The sequence below is a fragment of the Ruegeria profundi genome, assembly GCF_049800715.1.
GTDB lineage: Bacteria > Pseudomonadota > Alphaproteobacteria > Rhodobacterales > Rhodobacteraceae > Ruegeria > Ruegeria profundi_A.
Window position 1 is genome coordinate 58,864 of record NZ_JBNAFO010000002.1, and the last position, 21,146, is coordinate 80,009.

Here is a 21,146-nt window from a genome sequence, read left to right on the forward strand (position 1 = left end):
TAAGAAAAATGCCAGTTATAACTTGGTCAAAACCAAAAATTGAGGCAGCGTGGCGCAATGGGCCGTCTGATCAAGTTCCTGATATATATTGTTTGCCTGGCCTTCATCGGGCTGGTGGCCTACGCCTATGTGGGTCCTTATTTCGGTGCCGATTTCTCGGCCCCGCAAAGCGAAATCCGTGAACCGGTCACGTTGGATGTCGATTAAGCACGTGTTGGTTGCGCTGTCTCTGGCCGGAGCAGCGCAGGCGCAGCAGCCGCTGACTGCGATTGATTGGCTGAACGACCCGCCCGAGAACCTGCCGGGAACTGTGCTGCTGGAACCTCCGGTCGCAAAGAACGGAGGCCAACCCGTGGTTGAGGTCACGCCTCTGGACGCGCTGTCTCAGCCGATTGGTTTGGTGTCATCGAGTGTAACCGGGCTACCGGTCGATCTTTGGCACGGCAGCGACCCCGAGCGGATTTCTGACCTGATCGCCCGCATCCCGGTCAAGCACAACCCCGCTATGCAGCGGCTGCTGTTCACCCTTCTGCTGTCCGAGGCCCGCGCGCCCGGCGGTGCGTCTGGAGAAGAATCACTGTTACTGGCGCGCCTGGATCGGCTGATGCAGCTCGGCGCGGCGGACCCGGCGCAGTCACTGGTACAACTCGCCGGTCCAACGGACACACAGGCCCGGTTCGAGCGATGGTTTGACGCGACACTTCTGACCGGAGACGAGGATCGCAGCTGCACCGCCCTGATCGCCCAGCCAAACCTGTCCAAAGACTATGCGGCGCAGATCTTCTGCAAGGCTCGCCGGGGGGATTGGCCCTCTGCCGCTTTGACGCTTGAGGCCGCCCACGCGCTAGAGCTTTTGCCGCCTGAGGAACTGGACCTGCTCGACCGTTTCCTCAACCCCGACATTTTTGAGGACGCGCCTTACCTGCCCCAGCCCGAGGACCCGGATCCGCTGAGCTTCAGGTTGTTTGAGGCCATTGGGGAGCGTTTGCCCTCAGCCCCTCTGCCGCGGGCCTTTGCCAATGCAGACCTGCGCGATGTGGCCGGATGGAAGGCGCAGATCGAAGCCGCTGAGCGTCTGACCCGCATTGGCGCACTGACCCCGAACCAGTTGCTTGGTCTTTACACCGAGCGTTCTCCGGCAGCTTCGGGTGCCGTTTGGGATCGGGTGGCCGCAGTGCAGCAGTTCGAAACCGCCCTTGAAACCGGCAATATCGAGGCGATTAGCAAGACCCTCCCCCTCGTCTGGAAACAGATGCGCAGCGTCGGGCTTGAAGTGCCCTTTGCCGATCTCTTTTCCGAACGCCTCTATAGGGTCGAATTGCAGGGGGCCGATGTGGAAGCCCTACGCTGGCGTATCCTGATGCTCTCGGATTTCTATGAACGCGCCGCGATGCAAGCGCCGAACACAGCGGTTGAGACGCAGTTCCTGGCAGCTTTGGCGCAGGGTGATCCTGGTCGCGCTGTTTCGCCATCGCCTTTGGCAGATGCGGTCGCGCAAGGGTTCGCCTGGGCCGCGCCGGTGCCATCCGATATCGAGGCCCTGCTGGACAACGGTCAACTCGGTGAGGCGATTTTGGACGCTATGCAGCTGTTTGCCCACGGCGCCCGCGGCAATCTGGTAGACATGACCGCCGCTATCGCCGCCTTCCGCCGTGTCGGGCTGGAGGAAACCGCCCGCCGCGCTGCATTGAACCTACTGATCCTGAACGAGCGCGGATGATGAGCGGCCCGGCATCAGATGAGCTGTGGATTTCGACCTTTCTGCAGGCGCAGGCCGCCGAATTGGGCGCGGCCACTAACACTCTCCTGGCCTATGGTCGCGACCTGAAGGATTTCGCCACGTGGCTAGAGCATCGAAAAACAAGTTTCGAGCAAGCGGATCGTGATAGGATCGAAGCCTATCTGATCGATTGCGATGCGCAGGGCCTGTCCCGCGCGACCCGCGCCCGGCGGTTGTCGGCGATCAAACAACTCTACCGGTTCGCGTTCGAAGAAGGCTGGCGCCAGGCCAACCCGGCCATTCAGATCAAAGGCCCGGGCCGCAAGAAGCAGCTGCCCAAAACGCTGGACGTCCCCGAGGTCGACCGTCTGCTCGAGGCCGCCCGCCAGACCGGGCGCAGCCCGGCCGACCGTATCCGCAACACCTGCCTGATGGAGCTTCTGTACGCGACCGGTATGCGGGTGACGGAGCTGGTCTCCCTGCCCGTCTCGTCGGCGCGCGGCGATCCCCGCATGTTGCTGGTGCTGGGCAAGGGCGGCAAAGAGAGGATGGTTCCCTTGTCTCCTCCGGCCCGCGATGCACTGGCCGTTTGGCTTGAAGAACGGGACAAGGCCGAGGATGCAAGTGTTGAAAAAGGCGGTACCCGTTCAAAGTTCCTTTTCCCGTCGCGGGGCAAATCCGGGCACCTGACCCGGCACAGGTTCTTTTTGCTGGTCAAAGAATTGGCGGTTCAGGGCGGTGTCTCGCCCGAAAAGGTCACACCGCATACGTTGCGCCATGCCTTCGCCACCCATCTGTTGGCAAACGGGGCCGACCTGCGCTCAATCCAGACCCTACTGGGTCACGCAGACATCGCGACGACCGAGATCTACACCCACGTGCTGGATGAACGGCTGTCAGAACTGGTGCTGGAACATCACCCGCTGGCGAAAGACAAGGGTAGCAAGGGCTAACCCCTTGATTGCAAGGGTGCGCATCCCCATAACGGGTGCAGAAACACGAACAACCAAGGACCGATGGAACCCACATCCTCTCTGATCGACGGCGCATTCTGGTTTACCACTGGCGCTATCCTGCTTTTGCTTGTCCTTTCGGGCTTTTTCTCAGGCTCAGAAACAGCGCTGACCGCATCGTCCCGAGGAAAGCTGAGGGCACAGGCCGACAAAGGCTCTCGCGGGGCGCAAAAGGCGCTCGATATAACCGATGACAATGAGAGGCTGATCGGCTCGGTCCTGCTGGGCAACAACCTTGTCAATATCCTTGCGGCCTCGTTGGCGACGGCCTTGTTCACCCGACTGTTCGGTGAAAGCGGCGTGGCACTTGCGACGCTGGTCATGACCCTTTTGGTTCTGATCTTTGCCGAGGTTCTTCCCAAGACCTATGCCATCACCAATTCGGAAAAAGCCGCCTCTGCCGTGGCCCCGATCATCAGCGTTGTCGTCACGGTGTTCTCGCCCATCGTGGCCGCGGTGCGCCTGTTGGTGCGCGGCGTCTTGCGCATTTTCGGTGTCCAGATCGACCCCGATAGCAACATTCTCGCCGTGCGCGAGGAAATCGCAGGCGCGTTGCAGCTGGGCCATTCCGAAGGTGTGGTCGAAAAAGAAGACCGCGATCGCATTCTGGGCGCGCTGGATCTGGGCGACCGGGCGGTTGAGGAGATCATGCTCCACCGCTCGAACATCGAGATGATCGACGCCGATGCAGAGCCGGATGCCATTCTGGAGCAATGCCTGCAAAGCCGCCACACCCGCCTGCCGGTCTTCCGTGACGAGCCCGAGAACATCATCGGTGTGGTCCATGCCAAAGACCTGTTTCGTGCGATGTATGCTCAGGTCGGCGGATCCGAGAGCAATTCGGACCGTTTGGCCGGCTTCGACATCACCAAAGTGGCAAACGATCCCTATTTCGTACCGGAAACCACCACTCTGGACGACCAGATGCGAGAGTTCCTGCGCATTCGCAGCCACTTTGCCCTAGTCGTCGACGAATACGGATCGCTGCGCGGCCTGATCACGCTTGAGGATATTCTCGAAGAAATCGTTGGTGAAATCGCCGACGAGTTCGATATCGAAGAAGAGGTTCCCGTGACCCGCACCGAGGATGGCCAGTTTCTGGTCGAAGGCGCCATGACCATCCGCGACGTCAACCGCGCCCTCGACTGGTCCCTGCCAGATGAAGAGGCGAACACCGTCGCTGGCCTTGTGATACATGAGGCGCAGATGATCCCCGTGGTCGGTCAGGTATTTTCCTTCCATGGGTTCCGGTTCGAGGTCACCGCGCGCGAGGGCAACCGGGTGACAGAGCTGAAGATCAGACCGCTCTAAGCGCGGGGCGACGTGCACGACATTTTTTGTCGTTTTTATACTTGCGCCCCCGGAGTCTCCGGTCAGACTTCCAGAAAATCTGGGAGTCTTTCATGAAACTGCAAACCCGCGTGGCGGTCATTGGGGGCGGCGTTGTTGGCTGCTCGGTTCTGTATCACCTGACCAAACTGGGGTGGTCCGACGTCATGCTTCTGGAACGGTCCGAGTTGACTTCGGGCTCGACCTGGCACGCGGCGGGCGGGTTTCACACTCTGAACGGCGACACCAACATGGCGGCGCTGCAGGGCTATACGATCCGTCTGTACAAAGAGCTGGAAGAGATCACCGGCATGTCCTGCGGCTTGCACCATGTGGGCGGGGTGACGCTGGCCGACAATCAGGATCGGTTCGACATGCTGCTGGCCGAACGCGCCAAGCATCGCTTCATGGGGCTGGAAACCGAAATCGTCGGCCCGGATGAGATCAAGAAGATTGCGCCCATCACCAACACCGACGGCATCATCGGTGCACTCTATGATCCGCTGGATGGGCACTTGGACCCATCGGGCACCACCCATGCCTATGCCAAGGCGGCACGAATGGGTGGAGCCACGATCGAGACCCATTGCATGGTGCGCGAAACCAACCAGCGGGCGGATGGCACCTGGGATGTGGTAACCGACAAGGGCACGATCCACGCCGAACATATCGTCAATGCAGGCGGCCTCTGGGCGCGTGAGGTCGGTGCAATGGCGGGCATCTATTTCCCTCTGCACCCGATGGAGCATCAATATCTGGTCACCGACTCGATCCCTCAGATCGAGGCCATCATTGACGCGGGCGGAGAGCATCCGCATGTGATGGACCCTGCTGGAGAGAGCTATCTGCGGCAGGAAGGACGCGGGTTGTGCATCGGGTTCTACGAACAACCCTGCAAGCCTTGGGCCGTGGACGGAACGCCGTGGGAGTTCGGGCATGAACTGCTGCCCGACGACTACGACAAGATCACCGACAGTATTGAGTTTGCCTATCGTCGCTTCCCGGTTCTGGCCGAGGCCGGGGTGAAATCGGTGATCCATGGCCCGTTCACATTTGCGCCGGACGGGAACCCTCTGGTCGGGCCGGTGCCCGGGGTGCGCAACTATTGGTCTGCTTGCGGTGTCATGGCCGGGTTCAGCCAGGGTGGCGGCGTTGGCCTGACACTGGCGCAGTGGATGATCGAAGGCGAGCCGGAACGCGATGTGTTCGCCATGGATGTGGCGCGGTTCGGCGACTGGATCAGCCCGGGCTACACGCGCCCGAAGGTCATCGAGAACTATCAGAAACGATTCAGCGTCGCCTACCCGAACGAGGAACTGCCCGCCGCGCGCCCCAATCGCACCACGCCGATGTATGACATCTTCAGCGATCTGGGCGCGGTTTGGGGCCAGCAATACGGGCTGGAGGTTGCCAACTATTTCGCGCAAGACGACGAGCCGGGTTATGAAACCCCCTCATTTCGACGCTCGGACGCGTTCGACGCCACGGGGCGCGAAGTTCGCGCTGTTCGCGAAGGTGTAGGGATCAACGAGGTCCACAATTTCGGCAAGTATCGCATATCGGGCCCGAATGCCCGCGCGTGGCTTGATCGGATCATGGCGGGACGCATCCCTCAACCGGGCCGAGTCTCCTTGACCCCGATGCTGTCGCCCAAAGGCAAGCTGATCGGTGATTTTACCGTGTCATGCCTGAGTGAGACTGACTTCCGCCTGACCGCCTCATACGGCAGCCAAGCCTACCACATGCGTTGGTTCCAGCAGAACGCAGCCGAGGGCGTCTCAGTCAGCAATATCAGCGACCAGCTGAATGGCTTCCAAATCGCTGGCCCTAAAGCAACTGAGGTTCTGGCCGCTTGCACGCGCGAAGATGTCTCGACCCTCCGGTTCCTCGACGTGCGCCCGATGACGATCGGTATGACGGATTGCCTCGTGCAGCGGGTCAGTTACACCGGCGATCTGGGCTATGAGATCTATTGCGATCCGATGGCGCAACGACAGCTCTGGTGGACCTTGTGGGAGGCCGGACAGCCCCACGGGATAGTGCCTTTCGGAATGCGCGCCATGATGTCCTTGCGTCTGGACAAGTTCTTTGGCTCATGGATGCGGGAGTTCTCACCAGACTACACAGCCGCAGAAACAGGGCTTGACCGTTTCATTTCATTCTCCAAAAACACCGACTTCATTGGTCGAGCAACGGCCGAGGCAGAGCGGCATAGTGGTACGGCTCGCAAACTAGTCGCCTTCGAGGTTGAGGCTGAAGATGCGGATGTGAACGCTTACGAGCCGATCTGGCTAGACGGAGAGGTCGTCGGTTTTTGCACCTCGGGCGGCTATTCCCACTATGCCCAAACCTCCGTCGCGATGGGATTTCTTCCGACGGACCGTATAAAGGACGGGCTGGAGGTTCAGATCGAAATCCTTGGCCAGATGCGGACCGCGCGGGTGATCTCGACCCCGCTGTTTGATCCTGAGGGCGACCGAATGAGGGGCTGACAACGCAGCAACCGGACGGCATGTTGCCCCTATGACAGACATACCGATCATATTACTTGCGGCAGGACAATCGCGACGCATGCGCGGTGCAGATAAGCTGCTTCAGGTGGTCGACAGCATACCCCTTTTGCGGCGATCTGCCATGACGGCCTTGGAGGTCGGACCGGTGATCGTTGCGCTTCCTCCACGCCCGCATGCGCGTTACGACGCGTTGGGCGGTTTGGATGTGCAGAAAGTCCCAATTGCGGATGCGGCAGAAGGCATGAACGCCAGCCTGCGCGGCGCGCTGGCCAAAGTGGATGGCGCCGCGCCGGCTGTCATGGTTCTGCTGGCAGATCTCCCTCAGCTAACCTCGAACGACCTAAGAGCTGTGAAGACCGCCAGACGCGCCAATCCCGATAATCTTATCTGGCGCGGGGCCACGTCGGCTGGCAAACCCGGTCATCCAGTGATTTTTGATCACCTGCTTTTTCCAGAACTTCGGAAACTGACCGGAGATCAAGGCGCCCAATCCGTCATTCGCGCGCACAAGGACAAGGCACACCTGACACGTCTTCCCGGTGAAAATGCCCTGCTTGACCTCGACACACCCGAGGCATGGGTGGACTGGCTCAGAAAACGAGGGTCGTAAATGAACACGACCCGGTCGTTAAAGACCGGGTCGTGTGCCCAAAACAGGACTACCACTTTCAGCAATCAATAAAGCTAAACCAAATCACCTATACAGGTGGTCAGGCGTACAGCAGCTAAAACCTAAACAAGACCCCCTCGTTAACATGCCACCAGCGCTTTAAGACTGAGCAAGCCACGGGCACCCCCTAGTGCCTTTGGCTCCCCCTCACTTGGGCATGTTTATATTTGCTGATCCGATCCTTCGAAACAACGTAAAATTAGAAGAAACGGTTAACTAGGGACGTCTCAGTTTGGTTTTTAGGCAACATCCCATCGCGTCAAGATCAACCTTAAGGGGATTTCCGTTGGCAGAAGCATTGAAAACAGTCCAATTAAACGTGGTCTTATTCAATAATAACCACGTAATTGCAAGAATATAGTTTACATCGCCAGAATAATTTTCTGCTACCTTCTACTTTAGGTAGAGTGACTAAAAACACCGCCAAACGACCCGCCGTTTGTTCATGCTTAATATTCAATTCAACCAAATTCAAAGTTTGACAGCCAATTCAGCAACAATCCTCCGATTCGCAGTGCGTCAGCAGGCCTGAATCCGCGAATCCCAACAGCGCTCCGCCGACACGGAACAATTGCTTTGTGGCAAAATTAAGTTTTCTTAATTCATCAGTCAGGAAAGACACAGATTGAAGGTTCATTTGCTGTTTCAACGCGCGCTTCAATTCGCGCGACGTGAACAGGAGACAAAAAATGAGCATCCGTAAATCCTCACTACTCTTTCCGAGCAAATCCAGCTGGGTTGGCGCCAGTGCCTTGGGCGCAGCCCTTCTGGCCACAACGGCCCTGCCCTCGATGGCTGATGAAGCGCTGGCCGATCTGGTCGAGACGGTCTCGCCTTCGGTTGTGACCATTATTGCCGAACAGGACGCGGTCGCGACGCCTGCTCGGGGTCAGGACTTTGATCTGGAAAACCACCCCTTTGGTGAGTTCTTCAAAAGGTTCGGAGCGCCCGAAGGCTTCGACATGCCACAGCGCGGTCCGTCCCAGGGTCTGGGCTCCGGTTTTGTACTGGATGCCGAGGGTTACATCGTCACCAACCATCACGTGGTCGACAATGCATCAACCATCACCGTCCGTCTGAGCGACGATCGCACGTATGACGCTGAGGTCGTCGGCACCGACCCGTTGACCGATATCGCCGTCCTGAAGATCGAGCCTGAGGCTGAGCTGCAAGCGGTGACTCTGGGTGACAGCGACGTGATCCGCGTTGGTGAAGACGTCGTGGCCATCGGCAACCCCTTCGGTCTGAGTTCCACCGTCACCACCGGCATCGTGTCCGCCAAAGGGCGCAATATTTCGCAAGGACCATACGCCGAATTCATCCAAACCGATGCCGCCATCAACAAAGGCAATTCGGGTGGCCCACTGTTCAACATGGAGGGCGAGGTTATCGGCGTGAATTCAGCCATTTACTCGCCAAGCGGCGGTTCGGTCGGGTTGGGTTTCGCCGTCACCTCTAACATCGTGGATCACATCACGGCCGATCTGCGCGATGATGGAGAGATCAGCCGCGGTTGGCTGGGTGTTTCGATCCAGAATGTCAGCCCCGAGTTAGCGGCCGCACTGGGCATCGACGCTTCAGCCGGCGCGCTGGTGTCCGATGTCGTGACCGACAGCCCGGCGGATGGTGTGTTGCAGCAAGGCGATGTGATCCTGAGCTTCAACAATGAGCCCGTGGACAACAGCAGCGACCTGCCGATCCTTGTGGGCACCACCAAAGTGGGCACTGACAGCGTTCTGACCGTCCTTCGGGATGGCACCGAGCAGCAGATGGAGCTGACCATCGGCCAACACCAGACTGCATCCGCGCAGAACGACGCGCCCGTCGAGGCCGAGGTCTCGGGTACATCGCTCGGTGTCACCGTTGCCCCTCTGACCGAGGCCGCACGTGCCGAAATGGGTGTTGGCGAAGGGATCGACGGGGTCGTCGTAACTGATCTGAAGCCCGACAGCCCTGCGGCCAAGGCCGGTCTGCAGCGGGGCGATGTGATCGTCAAGCTGGGCAGCCAGGAGACCGCTTCGCCGGATGCCCTCAAGGCGGCTTTGGACAGCGAGAAGACCGACCCTGCCCTCGTGCTGATCAACCGCGGTGGCAACCAGATCTTCGTGGCGGTTGAAATCGTCTGACCTCAGGCCCGCGCGCGCCACATGATGGGGAGATCTGGTGCGCGCCTCCTGGCGGATTGGTTTGTCCGCAATTCGCCGGGCGTGCCGGGTGCGCAAGGACGCACCCGGCTCGTGTTTTCCTCAGGCCATGTGCTTTGGCCATAAATTGTGTTTAAATTCGAATAAAAAGGAGCCTCCATCATGAGCAGACGCCTGCTGATCGTCGAAGATGACGCAGATACACGGGACTTCATCGCGAAAGGATTCAGCGAAGAAGGCTATGTGGTCGAGGTTGCCGCAGATGGCCGCGAAGGTCTGTATCACGCCACTGACGGAGGTTTTGATGCCATTGTTCTGGATCGGATGCTGCCCGGATTGGACGGCCTGTCCCTGATCAAATCCATGCGCGCGGCCGGTCTGAAAACGCCTGTGCTGATGCTGACCGCCATGAGCGCCGTTGATGAGCGCGTAAAAGGTCTACGCTCGGGCGCGGATGATTATCTGGTCAAGCCCTTCTCATTCCAGGAACTTCATGCACGGATCGAGGCCCTGCTGCGCCGCCCGCAGGACGCCGAAGAAACACCGACCCTGACTTGCAAGGACCTTGAGATGGACTTGCTGACCCGCAAGGTCACGCGTGACGGGCACGAGATCTCATTGACCCCGCGCGAGTTCCAGATCCTAGAATTCTTCCTGCGTCGCAAGAACCGCGTGGTGTCACGGACCATGCTGCTCGAGGGCGTTTGGGACTATCACTTCGACCCAAACACCAATGTCGTGGACGTCCACATCTCGAAACTGCGGCGTCAACTGGACGAAGGCGGAGATGTACCGCTGATTGAAACCGTCCGGGGCGCGGGTTACATGATGTCTGATGGATAACCTTCGACTTTCGGTAAATAATTCCAGAACAAGACTTGTCGTCGCCAGCATGGTTCTCAGCACCATTCTGACGGCGACGGTGCTGGCTTTGGTCTATGTGACGGCCAATCGCAGCATCGAATCCGAAACACGTTCGGTCGTCTCGGCAGAGCTGACCGGGCTTGCCGATGAATATGAGCGGCGCGGTCTCATTGGCCTTATCACCGCCATCGAACGCCGCCTGCCCAGTGCCTCGGAACGCGACGCGCTTTATCTTTTGACCGACCGGTTCGGCAACAAACTGGCGGGCAATCTCAAGCATTGGCCCGAGGACATCGCGGCGGGCAGTGGCTGGGTCGATCTTGAGGTGCGTCGCGCCGACAATGACGAGCTGGTGCCGGTTTCTGCCGCTTCGATCCGCCTGCCCGGCGGCGAGCGCCTTATTGTCGGACGTGATGCTGTTGCCCGTCAGCAGTTCGATCGCGTCTTGCTGCGCTCGGTTGCGCTGGCGCTCGGGATTGCCCTGCTCCTCAGCCTGTTGACCGGATGGCTGTTCACCCGGCTGGTATTTTCGCGCCTGTCCGACATCGCCAGCACAGCGGAGAATATCGTCTCGGGTGATCTGTCCCGCCGGATGCCTATACGCGGCACCGGTGATGAATTCGATCAGGTCGCCGGGACCTTGAACACCATGCTCGACCGGATAGAAGAGCTGATCAGCAACCTGCGCACGACCTCGAACTCGATCGCGCATGATCTGCGATCCCCTCTTTCCCGGTTGAAACAACGGGTCGAGGCGCTGTCTGACCCGGACAAGAGCGATCAAGACCGCGAGATCGACATCGCTCGGGCCACCACGGAGGTCGATCATGTCTTGCGTGTGCTAGGGCAACTGACCGAAATCTCACGCGCCGAGGCCGGGCTGGGGCGCGAACAGTTTGAGGATGTCGATCTGCACCAACTGGTTGAGGATGTCGTGGACCTCTATGAGCCTGTTGCGGCGGATCAAAATGTTCGGCTTGAAGTTTCAGGTCAAGCCAAGCCCATTCAGGGCCACCGCCCCCTTCTGTCTCAAGCTTTGTCCAACCTTCTGGACAACGCCTTGCGCTATGCGCCAAAGGATTCGACCATCACCGTATCCCTTGCAGAGGACATCACCTGCACCCGCGTCAGCGTGCGCGATGAAGGGCCCGGCGTTCCGGAACAGGACCTTCCTCGCTTGCAACAGCCTTTCGTAACGCTGGACCCCGCGCGGACTGAGCGCAATGCCGGGCTGGGCCTTGCCTTGGTGGCCGCAATCTCACGGATGCATGGCGGCTCGTTTGAGGCGCGCAACTGCGATCCCGGCCTCGAAACTACGCTGAAACTGGCGCGCTAACTCGGGCGTCCGTTGATCGCCATGCTCTTGTTTTTATAGCGCTTATCCTCGGTCACATCAGCACCGAACCACGCAGGTGGCGTGTAGTCTTTCGCATTTTGCTCTGAGGTGAATTCGACCTCAACCAGACACAGCGGCGCCAGATCACCTTCAAACACGTCCAGTTCAAACACATGCCCATCCGGCAGCGTGCCTGTATATCGCACCTTCTCAACCCGCCGCCCCTCGGTCTCGGGCCAGAAGGTTTCGAACTGATCGGCTGAAATCTCAGCCTCCCGTTCGACCCGAACCAGTCCGCCCGCGCCCTTGAGGGTTAGGAAATAACTGTCATTCTTTTGCCGCAACCGCATCTCCACTGTGTCCTCAGTGGCCGTAAGATACCCCTGCCGCACCACGGCCTTTTTGGTTCCACTCATATCGGGCAGTTCAGCGACCAGAAATTTGCGTTCGATTTCGATGCTCATTTCGATGCAACCACCCCGTTTTCCAATTCATCATAGAGCGCCTGATAGGCTTCACTGGCCGCACTGCGTGCAGCATAGGTGCTGACCGGAGCGCGGTGCTGGCCCATTTTCTCGATATCCGCGGTGAAGGGAATCGAGGTCTGCAGAAACCTTTTGCGGTATAGCCCCCGCATCTTCTCCATCGTCTCCTGATGCAAAATCTTGCGCTTCTGCACCATCGAAAAAAACGCCCTCAGCTTCTTTTTCCGCAGCTTGTGTTCTTCGAAAAAGCTAACCAGCTGATCGAATGTGCGTTCCGAAAGCGTCGTCGGGATCACCGGCACGACAATCTCATCAGCGGCGCGGAAGATGTTCTCGGACAGGGTAGAGAAGTTCGGCGGGCAATCCAGAATGATCACGTCATAGTCGCTGCCTGCCGCGACCAGAGCCTTCTTTAAACGCGAGCGTTTGTTGCGCATCCGGGACAGGAACACGTCGAAGTCACGGAATGTCAGGTTGGCGGGCAACACATCCAAACCTTCGAAGTCACTGGCCCGGATGGCCTTGGTAAACCGTTCAACATCCTCAAAAAACCGCGCGTCTGTCAGTTTTTTCGACGGCTTGACCCGGAAGTAAAACCCCGAGGCCCCCTGCGGATCAAGATCGCATAAAAGCACCTGCTGACCCGCCTGCGCGTAGGCATAGGCAAGGTTCACCGAGGTCGCGGTCTTCCCGACCCCGCCCTTGTTACTGTAGCAGGCAATGATCTTCATTCCTCACTCCTTTGTGTGGTGAAACAGGCTGCGGAAAAGATGCCGAATCTCCGGGCTGTCGAAATGCTGAAAGTTTGAGATCACACGCGCACGTTCGGCCTTCTGGCGCTGATCCAGCACGGCGATCAGCCCTCCTGCGGCTAAACCAAGCTGCGCATCCACGCGGCCTTGGGCGGTGCTTTGGTCGGAAACAAACGCCAGAAGCGCCTCTTGCTGGACCGAGTAATCGTTGAACAGACCCAGGTTATCCTGCAGCTTTTTCAGAGGCTTGAGGATCGTTTTGAAATCCTTCGCATTGAAAAGAGGCCCGAAGAACTCCATCAGATAACGCAGTTTCTTGCAATCGATCCGCAGGTCGTGGACGGTTTGGTCCGGCGTATTTTCACTGATGCTGCGGGCGAGTTTGCAAGTCTTGCGATAGCGTTTCCAGATCAGCGCGCAGGCATAGCTATAGGCACCTCGTTCCGCGCTCGGCCCGGGTATCAGGTTTTCAGGACTTGAGAATTTCTGCGCCAGATCGGTCATCGCAGTTTCGTAGGTCGCGCTGCGCAAATGGCGGGTCAGACGAGAAAGTTCCTTGGTACGCTCTTGTTCGAACCGGTCGAACATGGCCTGAACACCAACATGAAGATTTCCTGGTACAAGATTGAGATACATATCTTTTTCTAAGAGATAGACATCTAAATCTCGTAGGCGACCGGTTGGGGCCATCAGGTCCGAAAAGACCCGTTTCAACTCTGCCGTCTGCTGGTCTGAAAACACCCCTTTGAACAAGCTCACAACTGACCGGATGCGCCGCAAAGACACTCGGTAGTCATGCAGAAATTCGGTATCAATATCCGCCACTATGCCAGCTTCATTCTGACGCGCGACGCTGAGATAGGTCCGGATCAGGTCGGTCGCGACCTCCAAAGAGGGTTCTTGCGTGCCAAGCGCAATCTCGGGCTTGGCACGGTAACGCATCATGTCTGGAAACAAAGCGTCGAACAAGTCGTCAATACCGCCCGAAGACATCCTCTCAAGACTGTCACAGGCCGCAGCAAAAGCGCGATCATAACCGCGCAGTTTTTGCAGCCAGACAAACGCCACCTGCCCGCGATCCGTGCGCAGCGACAGGGTATGCCCCCGAACCTGCGTCTTTTGCAGATCGTCGAGAATCGTGAGCGTGCATTCCTCAACCTCGCCGATGCCAATTGACGTAAGGGCACGCAACGTTGGAAAGCCGCTCAGCGCCGCCTTCACCGGACCATCAGGCAGGTTCTGTACGAATTGCCCCTTGCCGTTGGCGTGCTGCTCTGAGACCTGCCCCTGCATGGAGACAAGCCGCAAGCTCCCTCTGCTCTCGAACAGTACCCGGCCCAAGCTGCGCAGCGACTGATCGTGGCAATCAAGCATAAGGACAGGCGCGGCGCTGCCCATCTGGATATCGACAGTGTGACTGGGCAAAGCGCTCTCGAGCGCGGCCTGATCAAGCCCGCCGGGGAGGATGAAGAATCCGTTTATTCCCTGCGACACGTCTTCCCCCTGCCAGATCCTTCTACATATCGTCATGAGACCGTGAATTGCGCGCTGCATCAAGAACAAGATCAACCAAACCGGGGATTTGTGCGGGTGACAGGTTAAAAGCGTCCGGCTAAAACCAAGACATGTCTGATCCGGTCTCCTCCATCCGCAATCTTGGCCCCGCCTTCGAACAGGCTTGCACCCGCGCGGGCATCCATTCGGCGCAGGAGCTGCGAGAACTGGGCGCCGACGCTGCCTATGCCAAGCTGCTGGCAGCAGGCACAAAGCCGCATTTCATCGGCTACTATGTGCTGGTGATGGGGCTGCAGGGCCGCCCTTGGAACGACTGCAAAGGCGAGGAGAAAAAGGCGTTAAGACAACGGTTTGACACGATCAAATCCGGCACCAAGGCGGCCCCAGAAAGCCAAATGGTCTCGGATCTGGATGCCATCGGGGTACGGGTTGCAGCCCACGATCTAAAGCAGATCTGAAACGAAAAAGGCCGCCCCAATCAGGAGCGGCCCAATCTGTTCACCAAAGTGGTGGCTTAGCCGACCAGTTCGATGCCCGAGAAGAAGTAGGCGATCTCAACCGCTGCTGTCTCAGGAGCGTCCGAACCGTGGACCGAGTTTTCGCCAACCGATTCAGCAAACTCGGCGCGGATGGTGCCGGCAGCTGCGTCTGCGGGGTTGGTTGCGCCCATGACTTCACGGTTCTTTGCAATGGCGCCTTCGCCTTCCAGAACCTGAACAACAACCGGAGCCGACGACATGAATTCGCACAGTTCGTCATAGAACGGACGCTCGGCGTGGACTTCGTAGAACTTGCCGGCTTGTTCTTTGGTCATGTGGATGCGCTTTTGCGCAACGATGCGCAGGCCAGCCTCTTCGAACTTGGCGTTGATTTTGCCAGTCAGGTTGCGGCGGGTTGCATCGGGTTTGATGATCGAGAATGTGCGTTCCAGTGCCATGTCGGCCTCTCCTTACAATGTGGCGCGGGGCCCGCGCCGAAATCCATCGCGCGCCGCCTAACATGGTCTGTGGCTCATGAAAAGTCTTATGATGCCCTGCCCCGCGCTTTGCGGTTCAGATTGTGTCAGGCAAAGTCTCTAGACGGTCGACACGCCGGACGTAGAGCACCGCAAGCAGGCCGATGAAACTGCTGCCACTCATCATGCTCAGAACCAGATATGGGCCGTTTTCAGCGTTGACAAACGCTCCGGTCATTGAGGTCAGCACAGCCCCCAACGCGACGATCATCGCGCCCGAAAGACCTGCGGCGCTGCCCGCCAGTTTGGGGCGCACCGACATGACGCCAGCGGAGGCGTTGGCGTTGGTCAAGCCGTTACCAAACCCCACGCAGATGGCAGAGCCGAAAAACACCCAGACTGAGCCCATCTGGCCCAGAAACAAAAGCAACCCGAGCATAGGGCCGGTCGAGGCCACAATTCGCCCGATTAGGATCATCGTGGTCAGCCGGGTCCGTGCAGCAATGCGTCCGGTGATGAAATTGCCCACCATGAAGCCGCCGGTGATGATGCCAATGCCTAGACCCAGCATCGCGGGGCTCAGATCGAACCACGCTGCAGCCACTAAGGGCGCACCGGTGATAAAGCTGTAGAACCCCCCAATTGAGAACGCCGCGCATAAGGCATACCCCCAGAACCTGCGGGCACGGAACAGGTGCGGGTATTCTCTCAGCTGTGCAGCGAAAGTTGAGGAGCGATTGGTATTAGTCTCACCCATATCGAACCAAAGCAAGGTCAACAGTCCCGCCCCCAACAGCGAATACAAAACGAAGCCTGCCCGCCACCCAAAGAGCATATCGAGCGCCCCGCCCAGCATCGGCCCGAGCATCGGTGCGAGGGCCATCGCCATAGCGACATAGCCAAGTTTGCTGGCGGCCTCATTCGGTGGGTATTGGTCCCGGATCGACGCGCTGGACAAAACCGAGCCCGCCACCACAGCGGCTTGCAACAGGCGGAAGCCAAGGAATAGCCAGATCGACTCGGCGAGGGCGCAACCGATTGAAGCGCAAACAAAGATCGTCATGCAGATCAACAAGACAGGTCTGCGTCCATAGCGATCCGACAGCGGCCCCATGATCAGCTGAAGTATGGCTGAAACCGCCAGATATCCCGCGACGGACAAGTTCACGAGGCCATAGTCGACCGCGAAATCTTCACTCATATGCGCCAGCGAAGGTAGGAACATATTCAATGAAAGAACCGACAGCGCCGTGGCAAAGATCAGCGTGATCAAAGTTGGAGGCGTCTGGGCGGCGCGCATGGTCAAAACCGTTTCAAATTGGCAAACGAGAAAGCGCTAACACATCGCTGGTCAGTTGAACATGCTTAGCCGCTGGCGGCGGCATCACGGCTCTGCTAAGAGCGCGTCATGCTACGGATCGAAGACATCACTTATGCCGTTGAGGGCCGTCCCCTTTTTGATGGGGCCAGCGCAACCATTCCAGATGGCCACAAGGTTGGTCTTGTAGGCCGCAATGGCACCGGGAAAACCACGCTGTTCCGCCTGATCCGGGGGGAGTTGGCACTGGAATCGGGCAACATCTCGATCCCAAAACGCGCCCGGATTGGCGGTGTTGCGCAAGAGGTGCCCTCGTCCGACGTGTCGCTGATCAATACCGTTCTGGCCGCCGATACCGAACGCGGCGCCCTGATGGTTGAGGCTGAAAGCGCCGAAGACCCCGCTCGCATCGCCGAGATCCAGACCCGACTGGCGGATATCGACGCCTGGTCGGCCGAGGCGCGCGCGGCCTCTATCCTCAAAGGTCTGGGCTTTGATGACGACGACCAGCTGCGCCCGTGTTCCGATTTCTCGGGCGGTTGGCGGATGCGCGTCGCTCTGGCGGCGGTACTGTTTTCGCAGCCCGATCTGCTGCTGCTCGACGAACCGACCAACTATCTCGACCTCGAAGGCGCGCTGTGGCTGGAAAGCTATCTGGCGAAATATCCGCATACGGTCATTATCATTAGCCACGACCGTGGGCTGTTGAACAGAGCCGTGGGGTCGATCCTGCATCTGGAAGATCGCAAGCTTACCTATTACGCAGTGCCCTACGACAAGTTCGCCGAGCGCCGCGCGGAACGTCTGGCGCAGGCGGAATCCGAGAACGCCAAGGCCAAAGCCCGCATCGCGCATCTGCAAAGCTTTGTGGATCGCTTCCGCTACAAGGCGTCCAAAGCTGTTCAGGCCCAATCCCGCCTGAAGATGATCGAACGCATCCAGCTGGTCTCTACCCCGCAAGAGGCTGCATTGCGTGCGTTTTCCTTTCCCGAGCCTGAGGAACTGTCGCCGCCGATCATTCAGATCGAAGGTGGCGTGACTGGCTATGGCGAGACCGAGGTTTTGCGTCGCCTGAACCTGCGGATTGATCAGGACGACCGGATCGCGCTGCTGGGTAAGAATGGTCAGGGTAAATCAACTCTGTCCAAACTCTTGTCAGACCGCCTGCCCCTGATGGCCGGCAAAATGGCCCGCAGCAACAAGCTGCGGATCGGTTACTTCGCGCAGCATCAGGTAGACGAACTCTATGTGGACGAAACCCCGCTGGACCACTTGCGCCGTCGGCGCCCGGATGAGGCGCCGGGCAAATGGCGCTCGCGTCTTGCCGGGTTTGGTCTGAACTCCGATCAAGCCGAGACAGAGGTTGGCCGCTTGTCCGGTGGGCAAAAAGCCCGCCTGTCTCTGCTGCTGGCTACGATTGACGCGCCGCATATGCTGATCCTCGACGAGCCGACCAACCACCTCGATATCGAAAGCCGCGAAGCGCTGGTCGAGGCGCTGACCGCCTATTCCGGTGCGGTTGTGCTGGTCAGCCACGACATGCACCTGCTGTCTCTGGTAGCAGATCGATTGTGGCTGGTCTCGGACGGGACGGTCAAGCCGTTCGACGACGACCTCGAGGCCTATCGCGCGATGCTGCTTGCCCGGGACAAACCGGTGAAAGCAAAGCCGCAGGTTACGAAGCCTAAGCGCCCCTCACGCGAGGCGATGCTGGCCCTGCGCGCCGATCTGCGCAAATGCGAGGACCGGATCGAAAAGCTGACGGATATGCATGAGAAACTCTCGGTCAAGCTGGCGGATCCGGCGCTGTACGAGGATGACAGGATCAACGATCTTGAGACCTGGAACCGCAAATTCGCCGAGGTCTCGGAAGCCATGAAAAAAGCCGAAGCCCTATGGGTGGCCGCAGCGGAACGCCTTGAACAAGCCGAGAATGCCGCATGATGGATTTGGCCTTTTTCATTACCGCTTTCACCACCTTGTTCGTGGTGATCGACCCGTTTGGCACCACGCCGATTTTCGTAGCACTGACGCAGGACATGGATGCGAAGACTCGGCGCAAAACTGCCTTTCGTAGCTGCCTAACCGCCGTCTTCATCCTGATCGCCTTTGCCGCTTTTGGCGAGGCGCTGCTGGGTTTTGTCGGGATCTCGATGGCCGCCTTCCGCGTCGCAGGCGGAGCTTTGCTGTTTCTTACCGCGCTGGACATGCTGTTCGACCGCCGCACCAAACGCCGCGAAGACCGGGCCGAGGAAGAGGAACATCCCGACCCGTCCGTGTTCCCTCTGGCCATTCCGCTGATCGCGGGGCCGGGTTCGATCGCGACGATCATCCTGCTGGCCGGTCAGCATCCCGGCGTGCTGGGCATTGTCGAGGCTTGCATCGTCATGCTGGCGGTGATGTCTGTTGTCCTGATCTTCTTTCTGGCTGGCGGGTTGATCGGCCGCATTCTGGGCAAGACCGGGCTGAACGTCCTGACCCGGCTGCTGGGTATGTTGCTGGCGGCTTTGTCGGTTCAGTTCATTCTGGATGGCCTCAAGGCCTTTGGATTTGCGTCCTGACCCCCCATATACTGCTGTGTAGCGAGTAAGGAATTGGGCATGGACACCGACAATGTAATGCGTTTGGTCTACCTCAGCGTGCTGGGCACAGCCGTTGTGTTCTGGTTCCTGGCGCAGAACCGCCAATCGCTGAACAAAACCCTGCAGCAGGTCATGGCCTGGGTGTTCATCTTTGTAGGCGTTGTGGCCGTGGTTGGCCTGTGGGAGGATATCCGCACAACGGTCGGCCCCGCTCCGCAGATGACGGTGACAGGTGAGTCTATCCAGGTGCCCCGCTCGGCGGACGGGCACTACTATCTGCCGGTTCAAGTGAACGGAGAACCAATCACCTTTCTGGTCGATACCGGAGCAAGCCAGATTGTTCTCAGTGACAAAGACGCCAGACGCGCGGGGATCGACCCGAACCAGTTGAACTACTTTGGCCGTGCCCTTACCGCCAATGGCGAGGTTCGGACCGCTCCGGTGCGGCTGGACACGCTGACGGTGGGGCCAATCACCGACCAGAATGTCTCGGCCTGGATCAACGAAGGTGAGTTGCACAAGTCGCTTCTGGGCATGGACTACCTGCATCGTTTTTCGAATATCCAGTTCACCGATGGACGTATGATCCTGTCGCGCTAGGCATGTGTAGTGCTTGAGAACAAAATAAGAACATGATATGAGTTACTCATGTCTGTTCAGCTTCTTGGTCAAAAGCCCGCGCGCGCCGCGCCGGGGGTAACTCTACAGGATGGGATCACCCTGCAACTGGGGCGCGTGCATGAAGGCTGCGGCCCCGCGCGGCGCAGCTTTGCCATGTGGCTGGCCGGTCAGATGCAAGGGCCGGTCCTATGGATTTCCCCAGCGTGGGAGCCCGGGCAGTTGAACCCCGACGGGATAATGCCCTTTGCTGATCCCGCCCGATTCATCTTTGTCCGTCCCACCCGCGCCGAGGACCTGCTGTGGTGCATGGAAGAAGCGCTGCGCAGCGGAGCCATCCCGTTAATCGTTGGTGATCTGCCCGGCGCGCCGGGGCTGACGCCCGTACGCCGGATGCATCTGGCCGCCGAACAGGGCGGCACCATGGGACGGGCCCCGCTGGGCCTGCTGCTAACGCCCGGAGATGGAGGTGCGCAAGGGATCGAAACCCGCTGGCACATGGCCGCCGCGCATCAGGGCGAGGCGCGCCGCTGGACCCTGACCCGCCGCCGCGCCCGCGCCCTACCTCCGGTCAGTTGGACGGCCACGCAGATCAAACCGCGCGCCGGGTTGCAGCTTGACCAGATCGCTGCCGTGGACTGAGCGCAGCTGATCACGCATTTTTTTGTTGGTCCAAGGGGCCGCGCGCCCTAGCGTCCGGTCATGAGAGATTTGAACCGACGTGCCATTCTTGCAGGGCTGGCGACCCTACCCTTCGCCCAAACGCTGCATGCAGCGCTCAGCCCCTATGCCCTGTCGGAAAGCGATACGAAGGTTGGTTTCAGCTTCGATCTGTCCGGCGTCGCGCAAAGCGGTACCATGCCGATCCGGACAACGGATGTTCAAGTGGATACGACCCGCCTGCAAAACAGCCGGGTGCAGGTGGCATTGGACGTGAGCAAAGCCAAGACCCGACTGCCCTTCGCGCGCGCGCCGATGCTCAGCCCCAGTGTTCTGGACGCCGAAAGCCATCCGACCATCACCTTCGTCTCAACCGGAATCGAGCTTGGGCAGGATGGGCGCATCTCGGGCGGGGCCCGTATCACCGGGGACCTGGCAGTTCGGGGAGTGACGCGTCCGATCACTTTGCAAGCCAGCCTCTACCGGCCGCCAGGCACAGCGGCGGGTGATCTGGATCGCCTGTCGATTAGCCTAAAGGGAGCACTGAACCGGCACGACTTTGGAGCCTCGGGCTATCCTGATCTGGTGAATGACACCGTCACACTGGACATTCGAGCCGAGATCAGCCGCCTCTGACCAAAGGCGAAAGTTCAAAAACGACTCCTTGACGTC

At 59.1% G+C, this 21,146-nt stretch carries 20 protein-coding genes; 15 read left to right on the forward strand and 5 right to left on the reverse strand.

Annotation, left to right across the window (positions count from 1 at the left end):
- Positions 1-57 precede the first annotated feature (57 nt).
- The 9 genes from ACP15L_RS04175 to ACP15L_RS04215 all read left to right on the forward strand — a co-directional run bounded on the left by ACP15L_RS04175 (position 58) and on the right by ACP15L_RS04215 (position 11,589).
- Positions 58-207, forward strand: a complete 150-nt coding sequence (locus ACP15L_RS04175) for a hypothetical protein (RefSeq protein WP_170376734.1) — start codon at positions 58-60, stop codon at positions 205-207.
- Positions 197-1,720 (forward strand): hypothetical protein, encoded by a 1,524-nt coding sequence (locus ACP15L_RS04180; protein ID WP_425083252.1) that lies wholly within the window; start codon positions 197-199, stop codon positions 1,718-1,720. The genes ACP15L_RS04175 and ACP15L_RS04180 overlap by 11 nt, the downstream gene beginning before the upstream one ends.
- Positions 1,720-2,673 (forward strand): tyrosine recombinase, encoded by a 954-nt coding sequence (locus tag ACP15L_RS04185; protein WP_425083253.1) that lies wholly within the window; start codon positions 1,720-1,722, stop codon positions 2,671-2,673. The genes ACP15L_RS04180 and ACP15L_RS04185 overlap by 1 nt, the downstream gene beginning before the upstream one ends.
- A gap of 63 nt (positions 2,674-2,736) precedes the next feature.
- Positions 2,737-4,044 (forward strand): HlyC/CorC family transporter, encoded by a 1,308-nt coding sequence (locus tag ACP15L_RS04190; protein WP_170376728.1) that lies wholly within the window; start codon positions 2,737-2,739, stop codon positions 4,042-4,044.
- Between the two features lie 92 nt (positions 4,045-4,136).
- Entirely contained in the window at positions 4,137-6,554 is a 2,418-nt protein-coding gene (locus ACP15L_RS04195; protein WP_425083254.1) for a GcvT family protein, read from the forward strand.
- Between the two features lie 31 nt (positions 6,555-6,585).
- Positions 6,586-7,185 carry a nucleotidyltransferase family protein gene (locus ACP15L_RS04200; RefSeq protein WP_425083255.1) on the forward strand — a complete coding sequence of 200 codons (600 nt, stop codon included), beginning with the start codon at positions 6,586-6,588 and terminating at the stop codon, positions 7,183-7,185.
- Between the two features lie 749 nt (positions 7,186-7,934).
- Positions 7,935-9,371: a DegQ family serine endoprotease gene (locus ACP15L_RS04205; protein ID WP_425083256.1), complete on the forward strand. Its 1,437-nt coding sequence runs from the start codon at positions 7,935-7,937 to the stop codon at positions 9,369-9,371.
- Positions 9,372-9,551: 180 nt separating this feature from the next.
- The gene (locus ACP15L_RS04210) at positions 9,552-10,232 is read left to right on the forward strand and encodes a response regulator transcription factor (RefSeq protein WP_170376721.1); all 681 of its coding nucleotides are present in this window, start codon (positions 9,552-9,554) and stop codon (positions 10,230-10,232) included.
- Positions 10,225-11,589: an ATP-binding protein gene (locus ACP15L_RS04215; protein ID WP_425083257.1), complete on the forward strand. Its 1,365-nt coding sequence runs from the start codon at positions 10,225-10,227 to the stop codon at positions 11,587-11,589. The genes ACP15L_RS04210 and ACP15L_RS04215 overlap by 8 nt, the downstream gene beginning before the upstream one ends.
- Here the strand turns inward: ACP15L_RS04215 and ACP15L_RS04220 are convergent.
- The 3 genes from ACP15L_RS04220 to ACP15L_RS04230 are packed head-to-tail and all read right to left on the reverse strand — an operon-like array spanning position 11,586 to position 14,320.
- Positions 11,586-12,053 (reverse strand): CYTH domain-containing protein, encoded by a 468-nt coding sequence (locus ACP15L_RS04220; RefSeq protein ID WP_425083258.1) that lies wholly within the window; start codon positions 12,051-12,053, stop codon positions 11,586-11,588. The two genes, ACP15L_RS04215 and ACP15L_RS04220, sit on opposite strands and share 4 nt — an antisense overlap.
- Complete coding sequence (locus ACP15L_RS04225) at positions 12,050-12,805, reverse strand: ParA family protein (RefSeq protein ID WP_425083259.1); 756 nt, start codon at positions 12,803-12,805, stop codon at positions 12,050-12,052. Before ACP15L_RS04225 ends, ACP15L_RS04220 begins: the two co-directional genes overlap by 4 nt.
- A 3-nt stretch (positions 12,806-12,808) precedes the next feature.
- Complete coding sequence (locus ACP15L_RS04230) at positions 12,809-14,320, reverse strand: CHAD domain-containing protein (RefSeq protein WP_425083260.1); 1,512 nt, start codon at positions 14,318-14,320, stop codon at positions 12,809-12,811.
- A 131-nt stretch (positions 14,321-14,451) separates the two neighbouring features.
- Between ACP15L_RS04230 and ACP15L_RS04235 the strand changes: the two genes are divergently transcribed.
- A complete protein-coding gene (locus ACP15L_RS04235; RefSeq protein ID WP_170677747.1) occupies positions 14,452-14,799 on the forward strand; it encodes a TfoX/Sxy family protein in 348 nt (115 codons plus the stop codon).
- Between the two features lie 56 nt (positions 14,800-14,855).
- Here ACP15L_RS04235 and ndk read toward each other — a convergent pair whose 3' ends face one another.
- Both ndk and ACP15L_RS04245 read right to left on the reverse strand, forming a co-directional pair.
- Entirely contained in the window at positions 14,856-15,278 is a 423-nt protein-coding gene (ndk, locus tag ACP15L_RS04240) for a nucleoside-diphosphate kinase (RefSeq protein WP_155143779.1), read from the reverse strand.
- 115 nt (positions 15,279-15,393) lie between these two features.
- On the reverse strand, positions 15,394-16,596 hold the full coding sequence (locus ACP15L_RS04245) for a multidrug effflux MFS transporter (RefSeq protein WP_425083261.1): 1,203 nt from the start codon (positions 16,594-16,596) through the stop codon (positions 15,394-15,396).
- Between the two features lie 108 nt (positions 16,597-16,704).
- On the opposite strand from ACP15L_RS04245, the gene ACP15L_RS04250 reads away from it, so the two are divergent.
- Genes ACP15L_RS04250 through ACP15L_RS04270 form a run of 5 tightly spaced genes read left to right on the forward strand, consistent with a single transcriptional unit; the run spans position 16,705 to position 21,110 of the window.
- Positions 16,705-18,558, forward strand: a complete 1,854-nt coding sequence (locus tag ACP15L_RS04250; RefSeq protein ID WP_425083262.1) for an ABC-F family ATP-binding cassette domain-containing protein — start codon at positions 16,705-16,707, stop codon at positions 18,556-18,558.
- A complete protein-coding gene (locus ACP15L_RS04255; protein WP_170469775.1) occupies positions 18,555-19,175 on the forward strand; it encodes a MarC family protein in 621 nt (206 codons plus the stop codon). Before ACP15L_RS04250 ends, ACP15L_RS04255 begins: the two co-directional genes overlap by 4 nt.
- A 39-nt stretch (positions 19,176-19,214) precedes the next feature.
- The gene (locus tag ACP15L_RS04260) at positions 19,215-19,796 is read left to right on the forward strand and encodes a TIGR02281 family clan AA aspartic protease (protein ID WP_170376703.1); all 582 of its coding nucleotides are present in this window, start codon (positions 19,215-19,217) and stop codon (positions 19,794-19,796) included.
- Positions 19,797-19,844: 48 nt separating this feature from the next.
- Positions 19,845-20,456: a hypothetical protein gene (locus tag ACP15L_RS04265; protein WP_170665279.1), complete on the forward strand. Its 612-nt coding sequence runs from the start codon at positions 19,845-19,847 to the stop codon at positions 20,454-20,456.
- 60 nt (positions 20,457-20,516) lie between these two features.
- Entirely contained in the window at positions 20,517-21,110 is a 594-nt protein-coding gene (locus ACP15L_RS04270; RefSeq protein ID WP_425083263.1) for a YceI family protein, read from the forward strand.
- The last annotated feature ends 36 nt before the right edge of the window (positions 21,111-21,146 follow it).

Coding starts and splice junctions, on each gene's coding strand:
- ACP15L_RS04245 (WP_425083261.1), bottom strand. CDS start 16,596: ATGCGCGCCGCCCAGACGCCTCCAACTTTGATCACGCTGATCTTTGCC.
- ACP15L_RS04195 (WP_425083254.1), top strand. CDS start 4,137: ATGAAACTGCAAACCCGCGTGGCGGTCATTGGGGGCGGCGTTGTTGGC.
- ACP15L_RS04260 (WP_170376703.1), top strand. CDS start 19,215: ATGGACACCGACAATGTAATGCGTTTGGTCTACCTCAGCGTGCTGGGC.
- ACP15L_RS04270 (WP_425083263.1), top strand. CDS start 20,517: ATGAGAGATTTGAACCGACGTGCCATTCTTGCAGGGCTGGCGACCCTA.
- ACP15L_RS04205 (WP_425083256.1), top strand. CDS start 7,935: ATGAGCATCCGTAAATCCTCACTACTCTTTCCGAGCAAATCCAGCTGG.
- ACP15L_RS04180 (WP_425083252.1), top strand. CDS start 197: ATGTCGATTAAGCACGTGTTGGTTGCGCTGTCTCTGGCCGGAGCAGCG.
- ACP15L_RS04185 (WP_425083253.1), top strand. CDS start 1,720: ATGAGCGGCCCGGCATCAGATGAGCTGTGGATTTCGACCTTTCTGCAG.
- ACP15L_RS04250 (WP_425083262.1), top strand. CDS start 16,705: ATGCTACGGATCGAAGACATCACTTATGCCGTTGAGGGCCGTCCCCTT.
- ACP15L_RS04200 (WP_425083255.1), top strand. CDS start 6,586: ATGACAGACATACCGATCATATTACTTGCGGCAGGACAATCGCGACGC.
- ACP15L_RS04220 (WP_425083258.1), bottom strand. CDS start 12,053: ATGAGCATCGAAATCGAACGCAAATTTCTGGTCGCTGAACTGCCCGAT.
- ACP15L_RS04265 (WP_170665279.1), top strand. CDS start 19,845: ATGTCTGTTCAGCTTCTTGGTCAAAAGCCCGCGCGCGCCGCGCCGGGG.
- ACP15L_RS04235 (WP_170677747.1), top strand. CDS start 14,452: ATGTCTGATCCGGTCTCCTCCATCCGCAATCTTGGCCCCGCCTTCGAA.
- ACP15L_RS04210 (WP_170376721.1), top strand. CDS start 9,552: ATGAGCAGACGCCTGCTGATCGTCGAAGATGACGCAGATACACGGGAC.
- ACP15L_RS04225 (WP_425083259.1), bottom strand. CDS start 12,805: ATGAAGATCATTGCCTGCTACAGTAACAAGGGCGGGGTCGGGAAGACC.
- ACP15L_RS04190 (WP_170376728.1), top strand. CDS start 2,737: ATGGAACCCACATCCTCTCTGATCGACGGCGCATTCTGGTTTACCACT.
- ndk (WP_155143779.1), bottom strand. CDS start 15,278: ATGGCACTGGAACGCACATTCTCGATCATCAAACCCGATGCAACCCGC.
- ACP15L_RS04175 (WP_170376734.1), top strand. CDS start 58: ATGGGCCGTCTGATCAAGTTCCTGATATATATTGTTTGCCTGGCCTTC.
- ACP15L_RS04215 (WP_425083257.1), top strand. CDS start 10,225: ATGGATAACCTTCGACTTTCGGTAAATAATTCCAGAACAAGACTTGTC.
- ACP15L_RS04255 (WP_170469775.1), top strand. CDS start 18,555: ATGATGGATTTGGCCTTTTTCATTACCGCTTTCACCACCTTGTTCGTG.